At 57.3% G+C, this 22,469-nt stretch carries 23 protein-coding genes; 13 read left to right on the top strand and 10 right to left on the bottom strand.

The genetic code is table 11. The features are described 5' to 3' along the window. Positions 1 to 25 precede the first annotated feature (25 nt). Positions 26 to 232, bottom strand: a complete 207-nt coding sequence (locus OXR61_RS12975; RefSeq protein WP_021509751.1) for a hypothetical protein — start codon at positions 230 to 232, stop codon at positions 26 to 28. Between the two features lie 386 nt (positions 233 to 618). On the opposite strand from OXR61_RS12975, the gene rpsF reads away from it, so the two are divergent. The 4 genes from rpsF to rplI are packed head-to-tail and all read left to right on the top strand — an operon-like array spanning position 619 to position 2,059. Next, positions 619 to 1,014: a 30S ribosomal protein S6 gene (gene rpsF / locus OXR61_RS12980; protein WP_021509750.1), complete on the top strand. Its 396-nt coding sequence runs from the start codon at positions 619 to 621 to the stop codon at positions 1,012 to 1,014. Positions 1,015 to 1,020: 6 nt separating this feature from the next. Beyond that, the gene (priB, locus tag OXR61_RS12985) at positions 1,021 to 1,338 is read left to right on the top strand and encodes a primosomal replication protein N (RefSeq protein WP_031280155.1); all 318 of its coding nucleotides are present in this window, start codon (positions 1,021 to 1,023) and stop codon (positions 1,336 to 1,338) included. A gap of 4 nt (positions 1,339 to 1,342) precedes the next feature. Beyond that, entirely contained in the window at positions 1,343 to 1,570 is a 228-nt protein-coding gene (rpsR, locus tag OXR61_RS12990; RefSeq protein WP_000135199.1) for a 30S ribosomal protein S18, read from the top strand. Positions 1,571 to 1,609: 39 nt separating this feature from the next. Further along, positions 1,610 to 2,059 carry a 50S ribosomal protein L9 gene (gene rplI, locus OXR61_RS12995; protein WP_021509748.1) on the top strand — a complete coding sequence of 150 codons (450 nt, stop codon included), beginning with the start codon at positions 1,610 to 1,612 and terminating at the stop codon, positions 2,057 to 2,059. 55 nt (positions 2,060 to 2,114) lie between these two features. On the opposite strand, the gene OXR61_RS13000 is transcribed toward rplI, so the two are convergent. Beyond that, positions 2,115 to 2,774 (bottom strand): LysM-like peptidoglycan-binding domain-containing protein, encoded by a 660-nt coding sequence (locus OXR61_RS13000; protein ID WP_150360361.1) that lies wholly within the window; start codon positions 2,772 to 2,774, stop codon positions 2,115 to 2,117. Between the two features lie 184 nt (positions 2,775 to 2,958). Here OXR61_RS13000 and fklB point away from each other — a divergent pair, with 184 nt between their 5' ends. Next, a complete protein-coding gene (gene fklB / locus OXR61_RS13005) occupies positions 2,959 to 3,579 on the top strand; it encodes an FKBP-type peptidyl-prolyl cis-trans isomerase (RefSeq protein ID WP_021509746.1) in 621 nt (206 codons plus the stop codon). A 34-nt stretch (positions 3,580 to 3,613) separates the two neighbouring features. Here fklB and OXR61_RS13010 read toward each other — a convergent pair whose 3' ends face one another. After that, the gene (locus OXR61_RS13010) at positions 3,614 to 5,572 is read right to left on the bottom strand and encodes a bifunctional 2',3'-cyclic-nucleotide 2'-phosphodiesterase/3'-nucleotidase (protein ID WP_021509745.1); all 1,959 of its coding nucleotides are present in this window, start codon (positions 5,570 to 5,572) and stop codon (positions 3,614 to 3,616) included. 281 nt (positions 5,573 to 5,853) lie between these two features. Between OXR61_RS13010 and cysQ the strand changes: the two genes are divergently transcribed. After that, positions 5,854 to 6,600 (top strand): 3'(2'),5'-bisphosphate nucleotidase CysQ, encoded by a 747-nt coding sequence (gene cysQ / locus OXR61_RS13015; protein ID WP_021509744.1) that lies wholly within the window; start codon positions 5,854 to 5,856, stop codon positions 6,598 to 6,600. 31 nt (positions 6,601 to 6,631) lie between these two features. Here cysQ and OXR61_RS13020 read toward each other — a convergent pair whose 3' ends face one another. Further along, positions 6,632 to 7,189 carry a YtfJ family protein gene (locus OXR61_RS13020; RefSeq protein WP_021509743.1) on the bottom strand — a complete coding sequence of 186 codons (558 nt, stop codon included), beginning with the start codon at positions 7,187 to 7,189 and terminating at the stop codon, positions 6,632 to 6,634. 313 nt (positions 7,190 to 7,502) lie between these two features. Between OXR61_RS13020 and OXR61_RS13025 the strand changes: the two genes are divergently transcribed. Next, entirely contained in the window at positions 7,503 to 7,709 is a 207-nt protein-coding gene (locus OXR61_RS13025; RefSeq protein WP_031280153.1) for a DUF1107 domain-containing protein, read from the top strand. Positions 7,710 to 7,765: 56 nt separating this feature from the next. On the opposite strand, the gene OXR61_RS13030 is transcribed toward OXR61_RS13025, so the two are convergent. Continuing rightward, the gene (locus OXR61_RS13030) at positions 7,766 to 9,109 is read right to left on the bottom strand and encodes a hemolysin family protein (protein WP_021509741.1); all 1,344 of its coding nucleotides are present in this window, start codon (positions 9,107 to 9,109) and stop codon (positions 7,766 to 7,768) included. Positions 9,110 to 9,563: 454 nt separating this feature from the next. Between OXR61_RS13030 and OXR61_RS13035 the strand changes: the two genes are divergently transcribed. Genes OXR61_RS13035 through OXR61_RS13045 form a run of 3 tightly spaced genes read left to right on the top strand, consistent with a single transcriptional unit; the run spans position 9,564 to position 15,426 of the window. Next, positions 9,564 to 11,303, top strand: coding sequence for an autotransporter assembly complex family protein (locus tag OXR61_RS13035; RefSeq protein ID WP_031280152.1), 1,740 nt, complete (start codon positions 9,564 to 9,566; stop codon positions 11,301 to 11,303). Continuing rightward, on the top strand, positions 11,300 to 15,070 hold the full coding sequence (locus OXR61_RS13040) for a translocation/assembly module TamB domain-containing protein (RefSeq protein ID WP_021509739.1): 3,771 nt from the start codon (positions 11,300 to 11,302) through the stop codon (positions 15,068 to 15,070). Before OXR61_RS13035 ends, OXR61_RS13040 begins: the two co-directional genes overlap by 4 nt. A 2-nt stretch (positions 15,071 to 15,072) precedes the next feature. Continuing rightward, positions 15,073 to 15,426, top strand: coding sequence for a gamma-glutamylcyclotransferase (locus tag OXR61_RS13045; RefSeq protein WP_031280151.1), 354 nt, complete (start codon positions 15,073 to 15,075; stop codon positions 15,424 to 15,426). Positions 15,427 to 15,506: 80 nt separating this feature from the next. Here OXR61_RS13045 and ppa read toward each other — a convergent pair whose 3' ends face one another. The 3 genes from ppa to OXR61_RS13060 all read right to left on the bottom strand — a co-directional run bounded on the left by ppa (position 15,507) and on the right by OXR61_RS13060 (position 17,068). Continuing rightward, complete coding sequence (gene ppa / locus OXR61_RS13050; RefSeq protein WP_021509737.1) at positions 15,507 to 16,037, bottom strand: inorganic diphosphatase; 531 nt, start codon at positions 16,035 to 16,037, stop codon at positions 15,507 to 15,509. Positions 16,038 to 16,137: 100 nt separating this feature from the next. Continuing rightward, positions 16,138 to 16,587, bottom strand: coding sequence for a DUF441 domain-containing protein (locus OXR61_RS13055; protein ID WP_021509736.1), 450 nt, complete (start codon positions 16,585 to 16,587; stop codon positions 16,138 to 16,140). Positions 16,588 to 16,654: 67 nt separating this feature from the next. Then, the gene (locus OXR61_RS13060) at positions 16,655 to 17,068 is read right to left on the bottom strand and encodes a lysozyme inhibitor LprI family protein (RefSeq protein ID WP_021509735.1); all 414 of its coding nucleotides are present in this window, start codon (positions 17,066 to 17,068) and stop codon (positions 16,655 to 16,657) included. Positions 17,069 to 17,240: 172 nt separating this feature from the next. On the opposite strand from OXR61_RS13060, the gene OXR61_RS13065 reads away from it, so the two are divergent. After that, positions 17,241 to 18,800 carry a methyl-accepting chemotaxis protein gene (locus tag OXR61_RS13065; protein WP_031280150.1) on the top strand — a complete coding sequence of 520 codons (1,560 nt, stop codon included), beginning with the start codon at positions 17,241 to 17,243 and terminating at the stop codon, positions 18,798 to 18,800. A gap of 97 nt (positions 18,801 to 18,897) precedes the next feature. Here OXR61_RS13065 and OXR61_RS13070 read toward each other — a convergent pair whose 3' ends face one another. Further along, positions 18,898 to 19,188: a helix-turn-helix transcriptional regulator gene (locus OXR61_RS13070; protein ID WP_021509733.1), complete on the bottom strand. Its 291-nt coding sequence runs from the start codon at positions 19,186 to 19,188 to the stop codon at positions 18,898 to 18,900. A gap of 91 nt (positions 19,189 to 19,279) precedes the next feature. Here OXR61_RS13070 and OXR61_RS13075 point away from each other — a divergent pair, with 91 nt between their 5' ends. Continuing rightward, the gene (locus tag OXR61_RS13075) at positions 19,280 to 19,543 is read left to right on the top strand and encodes a helix-turn-helix transcriptional regulator (protein ID WP_021509732.1); all 264 of its coding nucleotides are present in this window, start codon (positions 19,280 to 19,282) and stop codon (positions 19,541 to 19,543) included. A 178-nt stretch (positions 19,544 to 19,721) separates the two neighbouring features. Here OXR61_RS13075 and fbp read toward each other — a convergent pair whose 3' ends face one another. Then, positions 19,722 to 20,729, bottom strand: coding sequence for a class 1 fructose-bisphosphatase (gene fbp, locus OXR61_RS13080; protein ID WP_021509731.1), 1,008 nt, complete (start codon positions 20,727 to 20,729; stop codon positions 19,722 to 19,724). 168 nt (positions 20,730 to 20,897) lie between these two features. Between fbp and mpl the strand changes: the two genes are divergently transcribed. Continuing rightward, positions 20,898 to 22,253, top strand: coding sequence for a UDP-N-acetylmuramate:L-alanyl-gamma-D-glutamyl-meso-diaminopimelate ligase (gene mpl / locus OXR61_RS13085; RefSeq protein ID WP_267412311.1), 1,356 nt, complete (start codon positions 20,898 to 20,900; stop codon positions 22,251 to 22,253). The last annotated feature ends 216 nt before the right edge of the window (positions 22,254 to 22,469 follow it).

The raw sequence follows: 22,469 nt of genomic DNA on the forward strand, positions 1-22,469 counted from the left end.
CGCCAGCCCGGGATAACAGGCCGGACTACAGTTGTGACGACAAGCGGTCGGCGGCGCTGGTGTTCGCGCTGACCGGGTTACCGCCTGGCGCATCCAGCCGGTTAACGTAGACATAGCCTGAAGCCGCTTTGCTGCTGTTACTTCTCATCTGCAGCGCCTGGTCAGCGGAGCTGGCAAGAGCGGGGGTAGACAGGAAGAGACCCAGTAAAGTGGCGATAATGACAGCTTTCATAATCGACTCCTCACTCCAGGGATTTCACTCTCAGGCGCGCTGATTAAGCCAAACCGTTGCGCCTGTAGAGAGTTTAGTTCTTCACCAGTACGACGCCAGATCGTCATGCTGAACGCCTCGTTCAGGGATTTTGAACAATCTCTGACTAACCTGCTGAATCTCAATCCTTAGCACGAAAGGTGTCCCCGCCTGGCACGGCAGCGACAATTTGATGAATTGTGCGCTTGAGTTTCCCCGGCGAGGTCAGTATGATTACGCGTCAATTTTTCAGCTGCATTCAGAGGTGTGTTTCATCTTTTGGGTGATTCGCAACCTATAACGTTCCTTGCTTCCGTGGGCCGCAGCTGACCCTGACAGGAGGCTGAATAATCCGTAAGGAGCTATCGATGCGTCATTACGAAATCGTATTTATGGTCCATCCTGACCAGAGCGAGCAGGTTCCGGGCATGATCGAGCGTTACACTGGTGCTATCACTGGTGCACAGGGCACGATCCACCGTCTGGAAGACTGGGGTCGCCGTCAGCTGGCTTACCCGATCAACAAACTGCACAAAGCACACTACGTTCTGCTGAACGTAGAAGCACCGCAGGAAGTGATCGACGAGCTGGAAACTAACTTCCGCTTCAACGACGCCGTTATCCGCAGCATGGTTATGCGCGTTAAGCACGCGGTAACTGAAGCTTCTCCGATGGTTAAAGCGAAAGACGAGCGTCGTGAGCGCCGCGAAGACTTCGCTAACGAATCGGCAGAAGACTCAGATGCTGGGGATTCTGAAGAGTAATCCACGATGACGGCCAATCGGCTGCGCCTGTCTGGCACCGTGTGCAAGACGCCAGTTCGAAAAGTCAGTCCGTCAGGGATTCCTCACTGCCAGTTCGTGCTTGAGCATCGTTCTGTGCAGGAGGAAGCCGGGTTTCACCGGCAAGCCTGGTGTCAGATGCCGGTGATTATCAGCGGCAGCGCCCATCAGGCGATTACTCAACATATAACGGTCGGCACGCAACTCACACTCGAAGGTTTTATTAGCTGCCATCAGGCACGCAATGGCCAGAGCAAACTTGTGTTACATGCCGAGCAGATTGAATTGATAGATTCTGGAGACTAGCCAAATGGCACGTTATTTCCGTCGTCGCAAGTTCTGCCGTTTCACCGCGGAAGGCGTTCAAGAGATCGATTATAAAGATATCGCAACGCTGAAAAACTACATCACTGAAAGCGGCAAGATTGTTCCAAGCCGTATCACCGGTACTCGTGCAAAATACCAGCGTCAGCTGGCTCGTGCTATCAAGCGCGCGCGTTACCTGTCTCTGCTGCCGTACACTGATCGTCATCAGTAATCGGCAACTGTCCATTAACGACTTTAAGAGGATAAGGTAATGCAAGTTATTCTGCTTGATAAAGTAGCAAACCTGGGCAGCCTGGGTGATCAGGTTAACGTTAAAGCGGGCTACGCTCGTAACTTCCTGGTTCCACAGGGTAAAGCTGTTCCTGCTACAAAGAAAAACGTTGAGTTCTTCGAAGCGCGCCGCGCTGAACTGGAAGCCAAACTGGCTGACGTTCTGGCTGCTGCTAACGCACGTGCAGAGAAAATCAATGCACTGGGCACCGTTACTCTCGCGTCTAAAGCAGGCGACGAAGGTAAACTGTTCGGTTCCATCGGTACCCGCGACATCGCTGATGCAGTTACTGCAGCTGGCGTTGAAGTGGCGAAGAGCGAAGTTCGCCTGCCAAACGGCGTTCTGCGCACCACCGGTGAGCACGAAGTTGACTTCCAGGTTCACAGCGAAGTATTCGCGAAACTGGTTGTGAATGTAGTAGCTGAGTAATTTTTTACTTAGTTTGAAAGCGCCGGCCTTGTGCCGGCGTTTTTGTTTCTGTCGCTTACTGCGCGCGGATAAAGCTGCCGTCCGGCTGGCGGGTAAACAGCACCGGGCCGTTACTGCTCTCGACCGTTAAGCCGGTCACCACGCCCTGCGCGTTCTGACGAATCTTCACCTGCTGACCACTCTGCAGCGCGCTCAGCGGCTGCCCATCGCCTTCCACCCGCGCCATGGCAAACACATCATTGACCGGCAGATTGTTGTCACGGAACAGCTGTGCCAGCGTCTGGCCCGAGGCCACGGTATAGCTGTGCCATTCGCCCTGGGCATCACTCTTTGGCGTCGTATTCTGCGGCGGCTGCGCATTGTTATCGTAGATTTCCGCCTGCATCGGCACCTCTTTGCCGCTGCTCTCTGCCGGACGTTCCACCGGATACTGCGGCGTGCTGGCAGGCCAGAGAAACGCCAGCAGCATCACCAGCAGGGCAATAACGATACCGCGTCGGTGCAGCGGCGGCAGCGGATCCATCCAGCGTACGTTATCCAGCAGATGCCAGATGCGCTGCAGTACAGCGGGTATACGCGACGGGGTTTCAGAAGCCATTCTTTCCTCCTCCTCGCTGGCGGTCGTGACGCGCCTGTCAGGCAGCCAGCGTTGCAACCGGGAAAATAAGGTACGCGGTGCGCGCGTCCTGCGACGTCGTGGGGCGATTTGGCCCATGGATGCTCTCTTGTTCTATAGTATGGGCAAAGCGGGCGCGAAGTGCCTGCCAGCATTGAAAAATTTGACCTGCATATTGTTTCTCTTTCCCCGGGAAATGTCATCCGCGGCGCGCGAGATTTTACGCCAGCCGTCTGCGCTGTTATGCTGCCGGTTCTATTTTCTCCGGGATTAAGGAAACAAGATGACGACCCCTTCATTTGACAGCGTCGAATCACAAGCAAGTTACGGTATCGGTTTACAGGTTGGTCAGCAGCTGCAAGAGTCTGGACTGCAGGGTCTGCAGCCAGAAGCGCTGCTTGCGGGCCTGCGCGACGCGCTGGAAGGGAACTCACCGGCAGTTCCGGTTGACGTGGTACACCGTGCGCTGCGTGAAGTCCACGAGCGTGCCGAAGGCGTACGTCGTGAGCGCGTCGAAGCCATGGCGGCCGAAGGTCAGCAGTTCCTCGAGCAGAATGCACAGCGTGAAGGCGTGAGCAGCACCGAATCCGGCCTGCAGTTCAGCGTCATCACCCAGGGCGATGGTCCGATCCCATCACGTCAGGATCGCGTACGCGTGCACTACACCGGTAAGCTGATTGACGGCACCGTGTTTGATAGCTCCGTTGCCCGTGGCGAACCGGCTGAATTCCCGGTCAGCGGCGTGATTGCTGGCTGGATTGAAGCGCTGACCCTGATGCCGGTAGGCTCGAAGTGGGAGCTGGCCATTCCGCACAATCTCGCTTACGGCGAGCGCGGCGCGGGTGCCTCTATCCCACCATTCAGCACCCTGATTTTCGAAGTCGAGCTGCTGGAAATCCTGTAATAAACAGCGGGCGCCGTGTCTGGCGCCCCTGTCACTACTTCTTCTCTGCCTGCTTCTGTAAATCCACCTGCCAGATTGCAAAGCCCGTTTCATCACTGCCGACGGCTTTCATCGGATAATCAGCATACTTCTCAATAAACTGCGTGGCTTTTGCGCCCGGCGCGGTCTCAAAGCGAATATCCAGCGGCGTTGCGCTGGCGATCGGTGCCAGCCGCCAGTTGTGATCGGCCTGTGGCTGCACCGCGCCGTGGGTGCGGGTTTCGCTGCTGATGTAGGCGGCCACCACCGAGCGGTTCTCATCCGGCGAGGCAAACGCGACATACTGCTCGCCGGTGCCGGCAAATTTGCCGCCCCAGGCACGGTAATTATTGGTGGCAACGAGGAAGGTCGTTTTGGGATCGATCGGTTTGCCCTGCCAGCGCAGATCCTGAATACGAGATGCCGCCGGGTTAATCAGCTGGCATTCGGCGTCGTAGCGTGCCGGTTGCGTCACATCGATCTGATACTGCACGCCATCGATCACATCAAAATTGTAGGTGCGGAAATCCCAGTTGATCAGCGACTGCGGCTGACGACGATGCACGTCGATCTGATTAAACTGCGCCGCCGAGCACTCCAGCCACTCTTTCACCTGCGCGCCGCTGACTTTCATCACCACCAGCGTATTTGGGTAGAGATAGAGATCGGCGGCATTACGGAAGGTGAGATCGCCTTTTTCCACTTCAACGTAGCTGGCCGGATCGTTCTTACGGCCGCCGGCCTTGAACGGGGCCGCTGCCGAGAGCACCGGTAAGCGGCCCAGATCGGGATCGCCCTGAATGAAGCGTTCGACGTAAGCACGCTGCGCATTATTGACGATCTGCACGGTGGGATCGTCCTGCACCAGCGACAGGTAGCTGTACATCACATCCGCCGACTTGCCGATCGGTTTTGCCACAAATTCACGCGTGGCGCGATGATCGTCGGCCAGCACTTTCACCAGATCGGCATCTTCCGCCGCCAGCGATTTTTTCGCCACCGCATCGTAAACGGGCCGCGCTTCGGCTTTACCCTGGGTCACCTGCCAGCCGCCGCCGTCATTTTTCAGCACCAGGTCAACCACGCCGAGATGATCGCCCCACATGCCGGGCATCACCGCCGGTACGCCGTTAAGCGTGCCCTGAGCGATATCCGCGCCTTTAATCGCCGCAAACTCTTTGCCGGGAAACACCGCGTGCGCATGGCCGAACATGATGGCATTTATACCTGGCACCTGACTGAGGTAATACACCGAGTTTTCCGCCATGGCATGGTACGGCTCACTGCTCAGACCGGAGTGCGGAATAGCGATGATTATTTCAGCACCTTTTGCGCGCATTTCCGGCACATAGCGCTTCGCTGTCTCGGTGATGTCACCAACGCGCACTTTGCCCTGCAGATTGTTGCGATCCCACACCATAATCTGCGGTGGTACGAAGCCGATATAGCCGATTTTCAGCGTATGCGGCTTGCCGTCGCGGTCTTTTACCGTGGTTTCTTTAATTAAATAGGGAGTAAACAGCGGTTTACCACTGGTTTCATCGATAACGTTGGCATTGATGTAGGGAAAACGTGCCCCGGCAATCGCCTGCTGCAGATAGGGCAGGCCGTAGTTAAATTCGTGGTTGCCGAGATTGCCTACCGCGTAATCCAGCGTATTAAGGGCTTTATACACCGGATGGATTTCACCCGGCTGCAGGCCTTTGGCCGCCATGTAATCGCCCAGCGGGCTGCCCTGAATAATGTCGCCGTTATCCACCAGCACGCTGTTTGCTACTTCGCCGCGCGCCTGCTGGATGAGCGTGGCGGTGCGCACCAGACCAAACTTTTCGGTCGGCGTGTCTTTGTAGTAATCGAAATCCATCATGTTGCTGTGCAGATCGGTGGTTTCCAGAATGCGTAAATCCACCGTGGCAGCCTGCACCGTGGCGGCTGCAACGCACAGTGCCAGTAACGACATGCTCGCTTTGAACATGGCTTGCTCCTTGTTCGCTTTAATGGGCCTCTCAAAATAATGTAAAACCATGACGAATTATCATTTCAATTTGTGATGGGGCTCGGGGTTTTGCCTCTTTCCTGCGTAAGCTGACGGAGTGCCTGCCATTCAGCATTGCGCCATAGCCGCCACGGCCGAACTATGATATTGATAATCAAAGCGAATACGCTTAGCTGCGGCTGTCACAGCGCACCTGCTAAAATATCTGGAGACGGGCTGCCGGGGTTTCAGCGGCAGCATCAGCCGAAATGAGGTGAACAATGTTAGATAAAATTTGCCAGCTGGCGCGCAGCGCGGGCGATGCCATTATGCAGGTCTACGATGGCGCACAACCGCTGGACGTGACGCGTAAATCGGATGATTCACCGGTCACGGCGGCCGATCTGGCGGCACATCAGGTTATCGTGCAGGGCTTAGCGGCGCTGACGCCTGACGTGCCGGTGCTGTCGGAAGAGGATCCACCCGGCTGGGATGTGCGTCAGCACTGGCAGCAATACTGGCTGGTCGATCCGCTCGACGGCACCAAAGAGTTCATCAAGCGTAACGGCGAGTTCACGGTCAATATCGCGCTGATTGAGCACGGCAAACCGGTGCTGGGCGTGGTGTACGCGCCGGCGCTGGGGGTGATGTATTCTGCGGCCGAAGGCAAAGCGTGGAAAGAGGAGGGCGGCCACACCACGCAGATCCACGTACGTGAAGCGCGACCGCTGCTGGTGGTAGTGAGCCGTTCGCACGCTGATAAAGACGAAGAGCTGAAAGAGTATCTGACCCAGCTGGGCGAGCACCAGACCACCGCTATCGGCTCCTCGCTCAAGTTCTGCCTGGTGGCAGAGGGCAAGGCGCAGCTCTATCCGCGCTTCGGGCCGACCAATATCTGGGATACCGGTGCCGGCCATGCGGTAGCAATTGCCGCTGGCGCGCACGTGCATGACTGGCAGGGCAAAACCCTCGACTACGCGCCGCGCGAGTCGTTTCTGAATCCGGGCTTCCGCGTCTCACTGTTCTGATACGCTGTGCGCGCCACCCGCTGTGGCGCGATCACGCCTGCAGCAGCTGATGGATCAGTTTCATCGCCTGCTGCACTTCATCCTGCGTCAGCGGACCGTCTTTGGCGTAACGCACATGGCCGGTGTTATCCAGAATCACAATTGCCGAACCGCCTTTCTCCAGCTGCCACGCCTTGCGCGCGTTGCCGTTGCTGTCGACAATGAACTGCGACCACGGATATTGCTGTTTATTGCTCTCAATGCTGCTGCGCACAAACATCCCGGTGCCGGGAATGGCATCATCGGTATTGACCACCGTGGTGGTCTGATAGCGGTCGTGCGGCAGCTGGGCGGCTTTGATGGCTTCAATCAGCGCGGCGTTCTGTTCTTTGGCTGACGAGCGTCCGGCAATATGCAGGATGACCCGCACTTTGCCACTCAGCTGGGCGCTGTTCCAGGGCTGGTAGCGAAACTTCTCCTGCTGATACAGCAGTTCTCCTTTGTCGTTAACGCCGACTGCCGGTACGCGTTCGCCAACCTTAAACGCGTGGGCTGAGGCAAGGCTGGGCAGCAGCAGCGCCAGGGCTATCACGGAATGTGCCAAACGCATGGTAATGCTCCTTAGTGATCCGACCAGTTATTCATGTTTTTGCAATATTAGGCGTGGATGATGCGCCTGTCGCGATGAGATAGCAGCTTTGTAACCCATGCCACAATTCCTTAACCAATGAAGGTTTATACTGGATTTTGTGATCGTTATGACAGAGTTCTCTGTAATGATGTGTCAATTCAGTAAAAAATCCATTTTTTCGGAACATCGGCAAGGAATCATGTTCTATAGTTATGCCTCATTTGCGCTTCAAGGGCTCGTACCGAATTTGGCAACGGCGAAGCGTATTACATCTGTTCAGGAGTTAAACAGCATGAAGATCTTCCAGCGCTATAATCCGCTGCAAATTGCGAAATATGTAAAGACGCTATTTAAAGGAAGGTTGTACATCAAGGATGTTGGCGCGTTTGAGTTCGATAAAGGCAAAGTCATGTTGCCGCGCGTCAAGGATAAACAGCACCTTAGCGTGATGTCAGAAATCAACCGCCAGGTGCTGCGGCTGCAAGCCGAGTACAACTAAGCAAAAGAAAGGGCGCCGCTGGCGCCCTGAATCTTTCTGTAACCGCACGATCACTGCTATGCGGCAGGCCCTTCAGACTCATCCAGCGTACTCTTCGACACATTCAGCACCGGCGGGCGGTCATCAATGCGCGTCACCAGCAGCTGGTCGATGCGGTAGCTGTCGATATCCACCACCTCGAATTTGTAGCCGGAGAATTTGACGAAATCGGTGCGTTTGGGGATCTTACGCAGCATATACATCATGAAGCCGCCGATGGTCTCGTAGTTGCCGGACTGCGGGAACTCGTCGATATCCAGCACGCGCATCACGTCATCAATCGGCGTACCGCCTTCCACCAGCCAGGAATTCTCGTCGCGCGCCACAATCTGCTCTTCCAGCCCCTGACCGACCAGATCGCCCATCAGCGTGGTCATCACGTCGTTAAGCGTGATAATTCCGACCACCAGCGCATATTCGTTCATGATCACCGCGAAGTCTTCGCCGGCGGTTTTAAAACTCTCCAGCGCCTCTGACAGCGTCAGTGTATCCGGCACAATCAGCGCCGAACGAATCTGCACGCCGCTGTTGAGCGTCATGCTCTGGTTGCCCAGCACGCGCAGCAGCAGCTCTTTGGAATCAACGTAACCGACGATATGGTCGATATCACCGTCGCACACCAGAAACTTCGAATGCGGGTGTTGCGCGATTTTGGTTTTCAGGCTGGTTTCGTCTTCGTGCAGATCGAACCACACGATATTTTCACGCGAGGTCATGGACGAAGGCACGGTGCGTGATTCCAGCTCGAACACGTTCTCGATCAGCTCGTGCTCCTGTTTGCGCAGCACGCCAGCCAGCGCACCGGCTTCCACTACCGCGTAAATGTCATCCGAGGTGATGTCATCTTTACGTACCATCGGCAGCTTAAAGATGCGAAAGAACACGTTGGCCAGGCCATTGAACAGCCACACCAGCGGGCGGAAAACCAGCAGGCAGAAGCGCATCGGATTGATGATGCGCAGCGCGATGGCTTCCGGCGCGATCATGCCGACGCGTTTTGGCGTCAGGTCGGCAAACAGAATGAACAGGCTGGTGACGATAGTGAAGGAGCAGATAAAGCTGAGCTGATCCGCCAGTTCCGGCTCCATAAAACGGTTGAACAGGCTGCTGAAGGCGGGCGAAAACGCCGCATCGCCGACGATACCGCCGAGAATCGCGACGGCGTTGAGGCCAATCTGTACCACGGTGAAGAACATGCCAGGCTGTTCCTGCATCTTCAGCACGCGCTGCGCGTTGATGTTGCCTTCATCGGCCAGCAGTTTCAGTTTGATCTTGCGGGCAGCCGCCAGCGAGATCTCCGACAGAGAAAAAAATGAACTGATTACGATCAGTAAAAGAATGACAAGCAGGCTATCAAGCATAAAAGATCCGTTGGGTTAATCACTTGTCATTTTTGGCCTGGGCAGCGCGAAGAGGCGTACATCCGGTACTTACCCGTCAAACAGGGCTATCCGTGCCAAAAATGTCTGCGCCAGTTCGACAAAGTCACGTTAACGTCGGGGCAGAAATGCGTGCAGGCGAGGCCTGCTGGTCGCTGATTATAGCAGCAGCGCTATTGCTGCCGCCAGCGGCGTGATTGGCCGGCTCGGATTAATCCGAGTGGCGACTGGCGGTGCGCAGAAGCGCGGCTTCGTTGTTGTATCGGTACGCACATTTACCGACAATAGCAGTCGATTTGGCTTAGCGGCCGTTTTTACGCAGCCGCTCGCAAAAAAGAGCGGCTATGCTGATGGGTATGCAAGGTGTGGTGATACCCTTTCCACCAGAGTTAACGCCCCTGCGGAATAGGGGCAGGCATTATTAACAGGAGTACGCGTGCCGCGATTTCATGCTTATTGCTTGGCCAGCCTGCTGCTTGCCGCACCTGCTGTTGAGGCAGCCAAAGTGCGACTGCAGCTGGAAGGCCTGACCGGGGAGTTACAGAAAAACGTCAGGGCGCGCTTGTCCACTATCGGCAGTGACGAGGTGTCGAACGACGGCCGTTTCCAGGCGCGCGTGGCTGCCGCGATCAAAGAAGGTTTGCGTGCGCTGGGCTATTACGAGCCGCAGATCGACTTTGAATCACGCCCGGCACCGCCGCAGGGGGGGCGTCCGGTGCTGATTGCCCGCGTCACCGCCGGTGAGCCGGTGAAGATTGGCGGCAGCACCATCGTGGTGGAAGGCGCCGCAAAAGACGATCCTGACTATCAGGCGTGGGTGAAGCAGGGCAGGCCTAAAGTCGGCAGCCAGCTTAATCACGGCGACTACGATAAATTCAAAAACGGCTTCTCCAGCCTGGCGCTGCGTAATGGTTACTTCGACGGTGACTTTAAGCAGAGCCAGCTTGGTGTCTCGGTCGAACGGCGTTTAGCATTCTGGGATATCGACTACGACAGCGGCCCGCGCTATCGCTTCGGCGATGTCAGCTTTGAGGGCTCGCAAATCAATGAAGCCTATCTGCGCAATCTGGTGCCGTTCAAAAAGGGCGATCCCTACAGCTCACGCGATTTGGCCGAACTCAATCGTCGCCTCTCCGCCACCGGCTGGTTTAATTCTGTCGTCGTGGCACCCGAGTTCGATAAAGGACGCCAGACCAAAGTGCTGCCGCTCAGCGCCGCCGTGTCGCCGCGCGTGGAGAACACCATCGAAGCCGGTGTCGGTTACTCGACGGACGTCGGACCGCGGCTGAAAGGCACGTGGAAAAAGCCGTGGATCAACGACAGCGGCCACAGCCTGACCTCCAGCGCCTATATCTCCGCGCCGGAGCAGCAGCTTGATCTCAGCTATAAAGTGCCGCTGCTGAAAAGTCCGCTGGAGCAGTACTACACCTTCTCCGGCGGCCTGAAACGCACCGATCTCAACGACACCAAATCGGACACCACCACGCTGGCGATGTCGCGTAACTGGGACAGCAGCTCCGGCTGGCAGCGCGCGGTTAACCTGCGCTGGAGCCTCGACCACTTTACTCAGGGCAGCGTCACCAACACCACTATGCTGCTCTATCCGGGCGTCAGCCTGAACCGCACCCGTTCGCGCGGCGGCCTGATGCCGACCTGGGGCGATTCACAGCGCTACTCGGTAGACGTGTCGGACACCACCTGGGGCTCGGACGTCGACTTCCTGATCCTGCAGGCGCAGAACGTATGGATCCGCACGCTGGGCGAGAAGCATCGCTTTGTGGCGCGCGGTAACCTTGGCTGGATTGAAACCAACGACTTTGAAAAAGTGCCGCCCGATCTGCGCTTCTTCGCCGGCGGTGACCGCAGCATTCGCGGTTACAAATACAAAGATATCTCGCCGCGCGATGACGAAGGCAAACTCACCGGTGCCTCAAAGCTGGCCACCGGCTCGCTCGAGTATCAGTACAACGTCTCCGGCAAATGGTGGGGCGCGGTATTCGTCGACTCCGGTGAAGCGGTCAACGACATCAAGCAGAGTAATGTTAAAACCGGTGCAGGCTTCGGCGTGCGCTGGTCTTCTCCGGTAGGGCCGATCAAGTTTGATATCGCGCGCCCGATTGGTGACGACAAGGAGCATGGATTGCAATTTTATGTAGGACTGGGGCCTGAACTATGAAGCTGTGGAAAAAGGTCCTGATCGGTATCGGTATTTTCGTGCTGGTGCTGCTGGCCAGCGTGGCGTTTCTGGTGGGCACCACGCCCGGATTGCATCTGTTGTTTAAAGGTGCCGATCGCTGGGTGCCGGGCCTGTCGATTAACAAGGTGGAAGGCGGCTGGCGCGATCTGACGCTGAGCGGCGTGAAGTACCAGATGCCGGGCGTCAGCGTGGATGCCGGGCGCTTCCATCTGGCGCTCAACCTCAACTGCCTGCTGCACTCCTCGGTGTGCGTGAACGATATCGCGCTGCAGGACGTCAGCGTGGTGGTCGACAGCAAAAAAATGACGCCAGCCAGTGCGCCGCCGCCGGAAGAGGAGAGCGGCAGCAGCAATCTCAGCACGCCATACCCGATTACCCTGAGCCGGGTCAGCCTGCATAACATCAACGTCAAAGTCGATGACACCGCCATTTCGCTGCTCGATTTCACCAGCGGCCTGCAGTGGCAGGATCGCGCGCTGACGCTCAATCCCACCCATATCCAGAGCCTGCTAATCGCGCTGCCGAAGGCGGCGAAAGTGGCGGACGAACAGGTGGTGCAGCCTAAAGTACAGCAGCCGCAGCCGGATGAAAAACCGCTGGGCGAAACGCTGCAGGCGATGTTTGCCGAGCCGCTGCTGCCGGCACTGCCGGATTTCCAGCTGCCGCTCGATATCAATGTGCAGCAGCTGTTGGGTGAGCAGTTGCGCATCACCGGCGATACGGACGTGGCGATTACGCGTCTGCTGCTGAAGGCCAAAACCACCGACCGACATATGCAGCTGGAGACCTTTGACGTCGACTCGCCGCAGGGACAGCTCAACGCCAGCGGCGATGCCCGGCTGGCAGATAACTGGCCGGTCAATTTTGTGCTCAACGGCTCGCTGAATCTCGATCCGATTAAAGGCGAGAAGATCAAACTGAACCTCGCCGGGGCGATGCGCGACGAGCTGAAGCTGGGCCTGAATCTCTCGGGGCCGGTGCGTGCCCAGCTGGACGCCGCCGCGCAGCCAGCGGTCGCCGGTCTGCCGCTGTCGCTCAAACTCACCAGCCCGCAGCTGCGCTGGCCGCTGACCGGTCCGGTGCAGTATCAGGCGGATAATCTCGACTACCAGTTCAGCGGTAAAGCCACCGACTACGTGATGTCGCTGCGCACCGCGGTGAAGGGCGAAGCGGTGCCGCCGGCCACCATTACGCTGGACGGTAAAGGCAACGTGCAGCAGTTCAGCCTGGATAAACTTCGCGTGGCGGCGCTGCAGGGCAACATTGACCTTAGCGCGCTGGTGGACTGGAGCAAAGCCATCAGCTGGCGCAGCGAACTGACGCTGGCGGGCATCAATACCGCTAAACAGTATCCTGACTGGCCGGCAAAGCTCGACGGTAAAATCACCACGCGCGGCAGCCTGTACGGCGGTAGCTGGCAGCTTAGCGTGCCGCAGCTGGCGCTGAAGGGCAATGTGAAACAGAACGCGGTGAGCGCCGAAGGCTCGCTGACCGGCAACAGTTACAATCAGTGGAAAATCCCCGGCATTGACATCGCGCTGGGGCGCAACCATCTCGACGTGAAGGGCGAACTGGGCGACGCGCTAAATCTGGATGCCAGTGTCGATGCACCGCATCTGGATAACGCGCTGCCGGGCCTCGGCGGCGTAGCCAAAGGCACCATCAAAGCGCGCGGTACGCTGCAGGCGCCCCAGCTTCTGGCCGATCTTACCGCCAGCGGCCTGCGCTGGCAGCAGTTGCAGATCCGCCGTGTCACGCTGCAGAGCGATGTGAAATCCAGCGATCAGGTCGCCGGTAAACTGCAGCTGCGCGTGGAGCAGCTACAGCAGGACGCGCTTAAGATCGGCCTGCTGACGCTCAACGCCGACGGTAACGAGAAGCAGCATCAGCTGAAACTCAACGTGCAGGGCGAGCCGGTCTCCGGCCAGCTGGCGCTCAACGGCAGCTTTGACCGCCAGACGCAGCGCTGGCAGGGTAATCTCAACAATACGCGTTTTGACACGCCGGTGGGCGAATGGCGCCTGACGCGCGCGATGATGATTGACTACCTGAACAGCAAACAGAGCGCCACCATCGGGCCGCACTGCTGGCAAAACCCCAACGCGCAGCTGTGCGTGCCGGAGCCGATCGAGGCCGGTGCCAGCGGCCATGCGCACGTGGTGCTGAACCGCTTCGATCTGGCGATGATCAAGCCGTTCCTCACCGATGCCACCCAGCTGAACGGCGTATTCAGCGGTGATGCACGCGTGAACTGGACCGCCGACGGCGCGCTGCCGACCGGCACGGTATCGCTTAAAGGAAACGGCGTAAAAGTGGTGCAGGATGTGCAGGGGAATAACCTGCCGATCGCCTTCGACACGCTCAACCTGAATGCGGCGCTGCGTAATGGACGCGCGCAGCTCGACTGGCTGATTCACATCGTGAATAACGGTCAGCTGAGCGGCAACGTGCAGATCGCCGATCCGGAGAATCGCCGCCAGCTGTCAGGCAACATCGGCATCAGCAACATTTCGCTGGCGATGCTCAACCCGGCGCTGATGCAGGGCGAGAAGATCAAAGGCAACCTCAACAGCAATCTGCGTCTCGGCGGCACGTTGCAGCAGCCGCAGATCTTTGGTCAGCTGGGACTGAGCGATGTTGATGTGGACGGCAGCTTTATGCCAGTCGATCTCACCTCGGCCAATCTCAACCTGGTGTTTAACGGCATGAGTTCCACGCTCAACGGCCTGATCCAGACGCAGCAGGGTAACCTCAATCTGGGTGGCAACGCGGACTGGAGCCAGCTGGATAACTGGCGCGCGCGCGTTACTGCGCAGGGCAGCCGTATTCGCGTTACCGTTCCGCCGATGGTGCGGATGGACGTTTCGCCGGACCTGGCGTTTGAAGCCACACCGGCGGCGTTCAATCTTGACGGCAAGGTTGATATTCCGTGGGCGCGCATCACGGTGCAGGAAGTGCCGGAGAGCGCTACCGGCGTGTCGTCGGATGAGGTGATGCTGGATGAGAACCTCAAGCCGATTCAGCCGAAAACTGCCGCAATCCCGATCAACAGCAATCTGGTGATCCACGTCGGCAACGATGTGCGTCTCTCGGCCTTTGGCCTGAAAGCGCGCCTCAACGGCGATCTCAAACTGGTGCAGGATAAAACCGGCCTGGGCTTAAACGGACAAATCAATATTCCTTCCGGCCGTTTCCACGCGTATGGTCAGGATCTGATTGTGCGTAAAGGCGAGCTGCAGTTCGCCGGTCCGCCGGATCAGCCGTACGTCAACCTGGAGGCGATTCGTAACCCGGAAGCCACCGAGGATGATGTGACAGCCGGTCTGCGCGTCACCGGACTGGCCGACGAGCCGAAGGTGGAGGTCTTCTCCGACCCGGCAATGTCGCAGCAGGAGGCGCTGTCTTACCTGTTACGCGGTCAGGGACTCAGCAGCGATGGCGACAGCAACGCCTTAACCTCGGCGCTGGTTGGACTGGGGGTTGCACAAAGTGGTCAGGTTATGGGTAAAATCGGCGAGACCTTCGGCGTCAGTAACCTTGCGCTTGATACCACCGGTGTCGGCGACAGCCAGCAGGTGCAGGTGAGTGGTTATGTGCTGCCGGGTCTGCAGGTAAAATACGGTGTTGGCATATTTGATTCACTGGCGACGCTCACTTTGCGTTATCGCCTGATGCCCAAACTCTATTTGGAAGCCGTGTCGGGTCTCGATCAGGCACTGGATTTGCTCTATCAGTTTGAGTTTTAGCAATGCGAATAATTGTCTACGGCAGTTTACGGCGCAAACAGGGAAATAGTCATTGGATGACCAATGCGCAATGGCTCGGCGACCATCAGATTGAAGGGTTTGCGCTCTACAATCTCGGTCACTATCCGGGCGTGGTTGAGGGGGACGGCACGGTGTACTGCGAAGTGTATCGCATCGACGCCAGCACCCTCGGCGAGCTGGATGCCTTGCGCAGCAAGAACGGCGAGTATAAGCGCCAGCTGATCCAGACGCCCTACGGCAGCGCCTGGCTGTACGTGTATCAGCGTTCGATTGCCGGTCGCACCCGCATCGCGAGTGGCGACTGGTTACGGCGCGATGACGCCGCAGAAGCGTAAATAAAAACACCGCCCAGTGGGCGGTGTTTTTTTATCTGCCGATCGCCATACATAGCGATGCGACAGCGCTGACAGAAAACTTACTTCTTCTGTGCGCGCTCGAAAGAGGAGATGATTTCAGCTTTAGCCGCTTCCGCGTTGTCCCAGCCGTCAACCTTCACCCATTTGCCTTTTTCCAGATCTTTGTAGTGCTCGAAGAAGTGGGTGATCTGCGCTTTCAGCAGTTCTGGCAGGTCGTTCACATCTTTAATGTGATCGTACTCTTTGCTCAGCTTGGTGTGCGGAACCGCTACCAGTTTGGCATCTTCACCTGATTCGTCGGTCATCTTCAGCACGCCCACTGGACGGCAGCGGATCACTGAACCTGGCTGCAGCGGATACGGGGTTGGCACCAGTACGTCAACCGGGTCACCATCCAGAGACAGCGTGTGGTTGATGTAACCGTAGTTGCACGGATAGAACATGGCGGTAGACATGAAACGGTCTACAAACAGGGCGCCAGACTCTTTGTCCACTTCATATTTGATCGGATCGGCGTTGGCCGGGATCTCGATGACGACATAGATATCTTCTGGCAGATCTTTACCTGCAGGCACCTGGTTCAAACTCATCTGGCTTTCCTTCATTAGTCGTAAGTTGAGTGACGGCTATTATAGCCAACTGACTCTGAAAGTATGCCCCCTTTTTGGCGTTTCGGAATGGTCCAGCAGGCTACTTCGTGGTGACAAACAGCGACACAATCCCTGCGGCGATTAGCGGCCCGACCGGCACGCCGCGAAAGAACGCCACACCAATCACCGTGCCAATCAGCAACCCGCCAATCACCGACGGCTGCACGCTCATTAAACTGACGCCGCGACCGCCGAGCCAGGCAACAAACACGCCAACGATAATCGCCACAATGGATTGCCAGTTAGCAAAGGATTTCAGCAGCGACGAGGCCGGCAGCGTGCCGCTTGCCAGCGGTGCCATGACGGCCACGGTGAGAATAATGATACCAATCTGGATGCCCTGCTTTTCGACGTAGGGAAAGAACTGTGCCAGCGGCGTGAGCTTAATCACCAGCAGGATGAGAATCGAAATGGTAACGGCGCTGTTGTGGACGAAGTAGCTCAGGATGGCGAGGCAGATAAGAATGAGGGTCGAGGCGTAGGCAGCCATGGTTTCTCCGTGAATAATGGGCGCGCTGACCGTGGCCAGCGCTAAGCGTGTTTAACGCCCCCATTTATCAACAATCATCGGGATTGGCGCAACTGCCTTTGTTGATTGATTGCAGCATCAGCGCCTGGTTGCGCACCAGACTGACGCCCTGCGCGCCCACTGACAGCGCCGCCATGGAGCCCTGACTGCTGAGGAAATAGCTGCGGCTGGCATCGGTCCAGCTATCACGGTAGGCCAGCCAGGCGCGCTGCGCATTGCGCAGTTTGTCTTTGGGCTCACCGGTTAATTTCTTCATCAGCTGACTATATTGCGCATTCATCTCTTTGTCCCACGCCTTATTGGCCGTGCTGTAGCACTGCGACATGCCGGCGGTGCTGGACTCTTTATTCAGGCATTGATTGAGCTGCTGATCGATAGGGTTTTGCTGTGCCATTGCCACGCTGGACGCGAACAGACAGGCGAGCGGAAGCCATTTTTTCATCGTTACATTCCTTGCTTTTAGCGCTACGAACTTCAGGAAATCTGAAGCGTTGATGATCGTAATCAGGTTGACCATCAATGAAGGATAAAGTTTCCCCCGGTCACTGCCGATAATCTCTCCGTTTTAGGGCTACTGGATTCTCCCTTTTTTAAAGCGCACGGGAATTATCATGATCACACAGCTATCTATACGCACGGCTTTACTCTCTCTTCTGGCCTTTATGACGCTGCTGCTGCTGGCAGTGAGCGGTATGGGCATCTACGCCATCAATTCCGGCAACCAGTCACTCGATGCCATCAACCGTATTCAGGGCATTGAACTCAACAGCCTGTATCAGAGCAACGCGGATCTGATGCGTGCCCGCGCCAGCGCCGCGCTGGCGGTGCGCAAAATCGAAATCGGCCTGCTGGACGAGGGCGCGACCGTTAGCAAACAGGCGCAGGCGGATGTCGCCAGCTCGCAACGCCATCTGGCCGCGTTTATTGATGCCGGTACCGTCACCGCGCAGGGCAAAAGCCTCGCTGATGCGGTCGCGGCCGCGTTCAGCGCGTATCAGAAAGGTGCCATGGCACCCATGATGGATGCGCTGCAAAAGCAGTATACCGATGAGTATTACCAGGTGCTGGAAGGCAACCTGTCGCAGCTGGCGGCTAACTATTCGAAGGCAGTGAACGACTTCAGCCTGTATGCCGACGAGGTCTCTGCCGCACGTCTGGCGGCAGCGGCGCACAATGAACTGCAGATGAAGATCATGATTGGTGTCGCCGTCGCGCTGACCCTGTTGCTGATTGCGCTGGCCTGGCTGCTACTGCGCCGCGCGCTACTGCGTCCGCTGGACGGGGCGATCCAGCATCTGGAGCAAATTGCAGCCGGCGATCTGTCGCAGCCGCTGCCGGCAGCGGCCAATAACGAAATCGGCCGTCTGAACCAGGCGCTGACGGAAATGCAGCTGGCGCTGCGCAACTCGGTCAGCCAGGTGCGTGAAGCCAGCCTGCAGATTGACGTCGGCAGCCGCGAGCTGTCCGCGGGCACGGTGCATCTGTCGCAGCGCACGGAAGAGTCGGCGGCCTCGCTGGAGCAGACTGCCGCCAGCATGGAGCAGCTCACGGCCACCGTCCGGCTTAACGCCAGTAACGCGCAGCAGGCCAATCAGCTGGCCAGTAGCGTGTCCGATACCGCCGATCGCGGCGCAGAAGTGGTGTGCTATGTGATGGAGAAGATGCGTGAGATCACCCACAGCTCCGATCGGATCGCCGATATTCTCAGCGTGATCGACGGTATTGCGTTCCAGACCAACATCCTGGCGCTCAACGCTTCGGTGGAAGCGGCGCGTGCCGGTGAGCAGGGGCGCGGTTTTGCCGTGGTTGCCAATGAAGTGCGCACCCTGGCCGGGCGCAGCGCCAGCGCCGCCAAAGAGATTCGTGAGTTGATTAGCGAATCACAGACGCGGGTCAAAGAGGGCAGCGACATGGCCACGCGCGCTGGCGAAACCATGGATGAGATCTCCAGCGAAGTGATGCGGGTCACCGCGCTGATGAAGGAGATCTCCATCGCCTCGGAAGAGCAGAGCCGCGGTATTGAACAGGTTAACCAGGCGGTGACGCAGATGGATGAAGCCGCACAGCAAAACGCCGCGCTGGTGGAACAGGCCAGCGCCGCTACGCAGTCGCTGGAAGCGCAGTCGCAGCAGTTGCAGGCATCCATGGCCCAGTTCCGCGTGCAGGCGGCATAGTTATGATGTGGTCAGGGATGACCGGTAACGTTGCCTGCGTTTGCCCTGATGGATGGCGACGCGGGAGAAGATAACGCGGTAATTTACGCGGTGCGCCTTATGGTGCACCGCTGTTCAGACCGGCGGGAAATGCCAGAATCATGGCTGCCAGCCGATCATCTTCCGCCAGAAAATAGGCTGCCGGCACTTCCAGTACCTGCGCCAGTAATTGCAGCGTTAATAAATCCGGTTTATGCACGCCCAGTTCATAGCGATTAATACGCGCGCTGGCAGAAAACTCTTCGATCCCTGCGGCAATACCCAATCCTTTCTGCGACAAACCTTTCGCCAGACGCGCTTGTTTCAGGCGTCGACAAAAAGTGTCTTGCAGCGAGGAGGTCGGTTTCATGACTACGAGAATCGTAGATTTAGCGCTTGTCAGATACTACGAGTAACGTAGTATCGTTACGGGAATGGATAAGCGAACTAAGGAGAGTTGCGTGAATAATGCGAAGTCAGACTGGCATCCGGCCGATATCATTGCGGCGCTGCGTAAAAAGGGAACCTCAATGGCGGCGTTATCCCGACAGGCGGGATTATGTTCCACCACGTTAGCCAACGCGCTGGCGCGTCCGTGGCCGAAAGGGGAATTAATTATTGCCGAAGCAATTGGTATTTCGCCGGCTGAGATCTGGCCGAGTCGTTATTATGCGGAGAATGGTGAATTAATTAATCGTCAGGCAAGAATCAGAAATAAAAAATAATTAAGCCTGGGCGCCGGCGTAATGCCGATTAAGTGGCAATTAATTTCTGTATGCCGGTGCGCATTCATGCGCACCCAACATAAACCGTGCCATCGACCTGTAGGGTCGCCATTAATGGCGACCGAAAATCATTTACTGACAGGCATCACACACGCAGGCATTTTAACTGCCCGCTTACTTACGCCTGATGTTCGTCCGGGAACTCACGCATAAAGCGTTCAACGTCGTCGACCATCGCATCATTACCGCAGAAGAACGGGCAGCGCTGGTGCAGCGTTTCCGGCTGAATATCAAGGATACGGTTTTTACCGTCGCTGGCTTTACCGCCCGCCTGTTCGGCGAGGAAGGCCATCGGGTTGCACTCATACAGCAGGCGCAGCTTGCCTTTCGGGTGGCTGGCGGTGCTGGGATAGAGATAAATGCCGCCTTTCAGCAGGTTACGGTGGAAATCCGCCACCAGCGAACCGATGTAGCGCGAGGTGTAAGGGCGCTTCGTTGATACATCTTCTTCCTGGCAGAACTTCAGGTACTTTTTCACGCCCTGCGGGAAGCGGATGTAATTCCCTTCGTTGATCGAGTAGGTGTAGCCTTTTTCCGGGAAGGTCATGCGTTCGTGGCTCAGGCAGAACACACCGAGCGACGGATCGTAAGTGAAGGCATGAACGCCCACGCCAGTGGTGTACACCATCATGGTTGAGGAACCGTACACCACGTAACCTGCGGCAACCTGCTTGTGGCCCGGTTGCATGAAATCGGCTTCAGTGATCGGCGTGCCTGGCTCGCTAATACGATGATAAATCGAGAAAATGGTGCCGACGGAAACGTTAACGTCGATGTTCGAAGAACCATCCAGCGGGTCCATCAATACTACGTACTTACCGTTCTCCGAACCTTCAAAGATGACAAACTCATCTTCTTCTTCGGAAGCAATCCCCGCGACCACACCGCGCGCCTTCAGTGCCGCTTTCAGCTTTTCGTTAGCGAACAGATCCAGCTTCATCTGCTGCTCACCCTGCACGTTCTCTACGCCGCTGGCACCAAGAATATCCACCAGACCCGCTTTGTTTATGTCGCGGTGGATGATTTTTGCGCCCAGCTTGATGGAGGAAATCAGCGCCGTCAGTTCACCTGTGGCGTGAGGAAAGTCGTGTTGCTTCTCGACGATGAATTCGCCTAACGTTTTCATAACACATTCCCTGAATCTACGATGGAGTGGCAGCAGCTGTAACAAGCTACCAACGTATGCGTACGCAGTTTAGCCGATTGAACTTCAAAAACCATAGTCCTAATCCGTTTCTTCCCTCCGGACTCGGCGTTACACTGTGCGCCGAACTTTTGAGTAATGGATCTTTTTATGCGCATTCACATCCTTGGGATTTGTGGCACTTTTATGGGCGGACTGGCGATGCTGGCCCGCTCGCTCGGACACGAAGTGACCGGTTCAGATGCCAATGTCTATCCGCCGATGAGCACGCTGCTGCAACAGCAAGGCATTGAATTAACTGAAGGTTACGACGCCTCGCAGCTGGACCCGGAACCGGACCTGGTAATCATCGGCAACGCCATGACGCGCGGCAACCCGTGCGTGGAAGCGGTGCTGGAACGCAACATTCCTTACCTCTCCGGACCGCAATGGCTGCATGATTTCGTGCTGCGCGATCGCTGGGTGCTGGCGGTGGCCGGTACCCATGGCAAAACCACCACAGCCGGCATGGCAGCGTGGATTCTCGAGGCCTGCGGCCTGGAACCGGGCTTTATTATTGGTGGGGTGCCGGGTAACTTCGACGTATCGGCAAAATTAGGAAAAAGTCCATTCTTCGTCATCGAGGCGGATGAGTACGACTGCGCGTTTTTCGACAAGCGTTCCAAGTTTGTACACTACTGCCCGCGCACCATGATCCTCAACAATCTTGAGTTCGATCATGCCGACATCTTCGACGATCTGCGGGCGATCCAGAAGCAGTTCCACCATCTGGTGCGCATCGTGCCGGGTCAGGGCAAGATCCTGCTGCCGGAACACGATCACAATATTAAGCAGGTGATGGCGATGGGCTGCTGGAGCGAGCAGGAGAGCGTGGGCGACAACGGCCGCTGGCAGGCGAAGAAGCTGGTACCGGATGCCTCGCGCTGGGAAGCCTGGCTCGACGGTGAGAAAGTGGCGGAAGTGAACTGGGCGCTGGTCGGCGAACACAATATGCACAACGGCCTGATGGCGATTGCCGCCGCACGTCACGTTGGCGTGAAGCCGTGCGATGCCGGTGAGGCGCTGAACAGTTTCATTAACGCGCGTCGTCGCCTCGAGCTACGCGGCGAAGTGAACGCGATTAAGGTGTATGACGATTTTGCCCATCACCCAACGGCGATTCTCGCTACGCTGGCGGCGCTGCGCAGTAAAGTCGGCGGCACCGCACGCATTCTGGCGGTGCTTGAGCCGCGCTCTAATACCATGAAGATGGGCGTGAGCAAGAACGAACTGGCCCCTTCGTTAGGGCGTGCCGATGAGGTATTCCTGTTCCAGCCGCACCACATTCCGTGGCAGGTCGCGGACGTTGCGGACGCCTGCATTCAGCCGGCGCACTGGAGCGCGGACATTGATACGCTGGTGGAGATGGTGGCTAAAGCGGCGCAGCCGGGTGATTCGATTCTGGTGATGAGCAACGGCGGCTTTGGCGGGATTCATCAGAAACTGCTGGAGCGGTTAGGTAAGTAATGCGTGGCCGGCCCTGGGCCGAGAGGCGATCTGCCCTCATCCCAGCCTTCTCCCGCAAGCGGGAGAAGGGGCCGTCCGGTGCGGACGTCACATCCAGCGCTCGTCCTCAGCTACCTCAGCACTCTGCTTCAGCTACTTCAGCGCTCTGCCTCAGCTACCTCAGCACTGCGCTTTAGATCCCCTCTCCCGCTTGCGGGAGAGGGTTAGGGTGAGGGC

Source organism: Pantoea sp. GM_Pan_4, assembly GCF_026541005.1.
GTDB lineage: Bacteria > Pseudomonadota > Gammaproteobacteria > Enterobacterales > Enterobacteriaceae > Pantoea > Pantoea dispersa.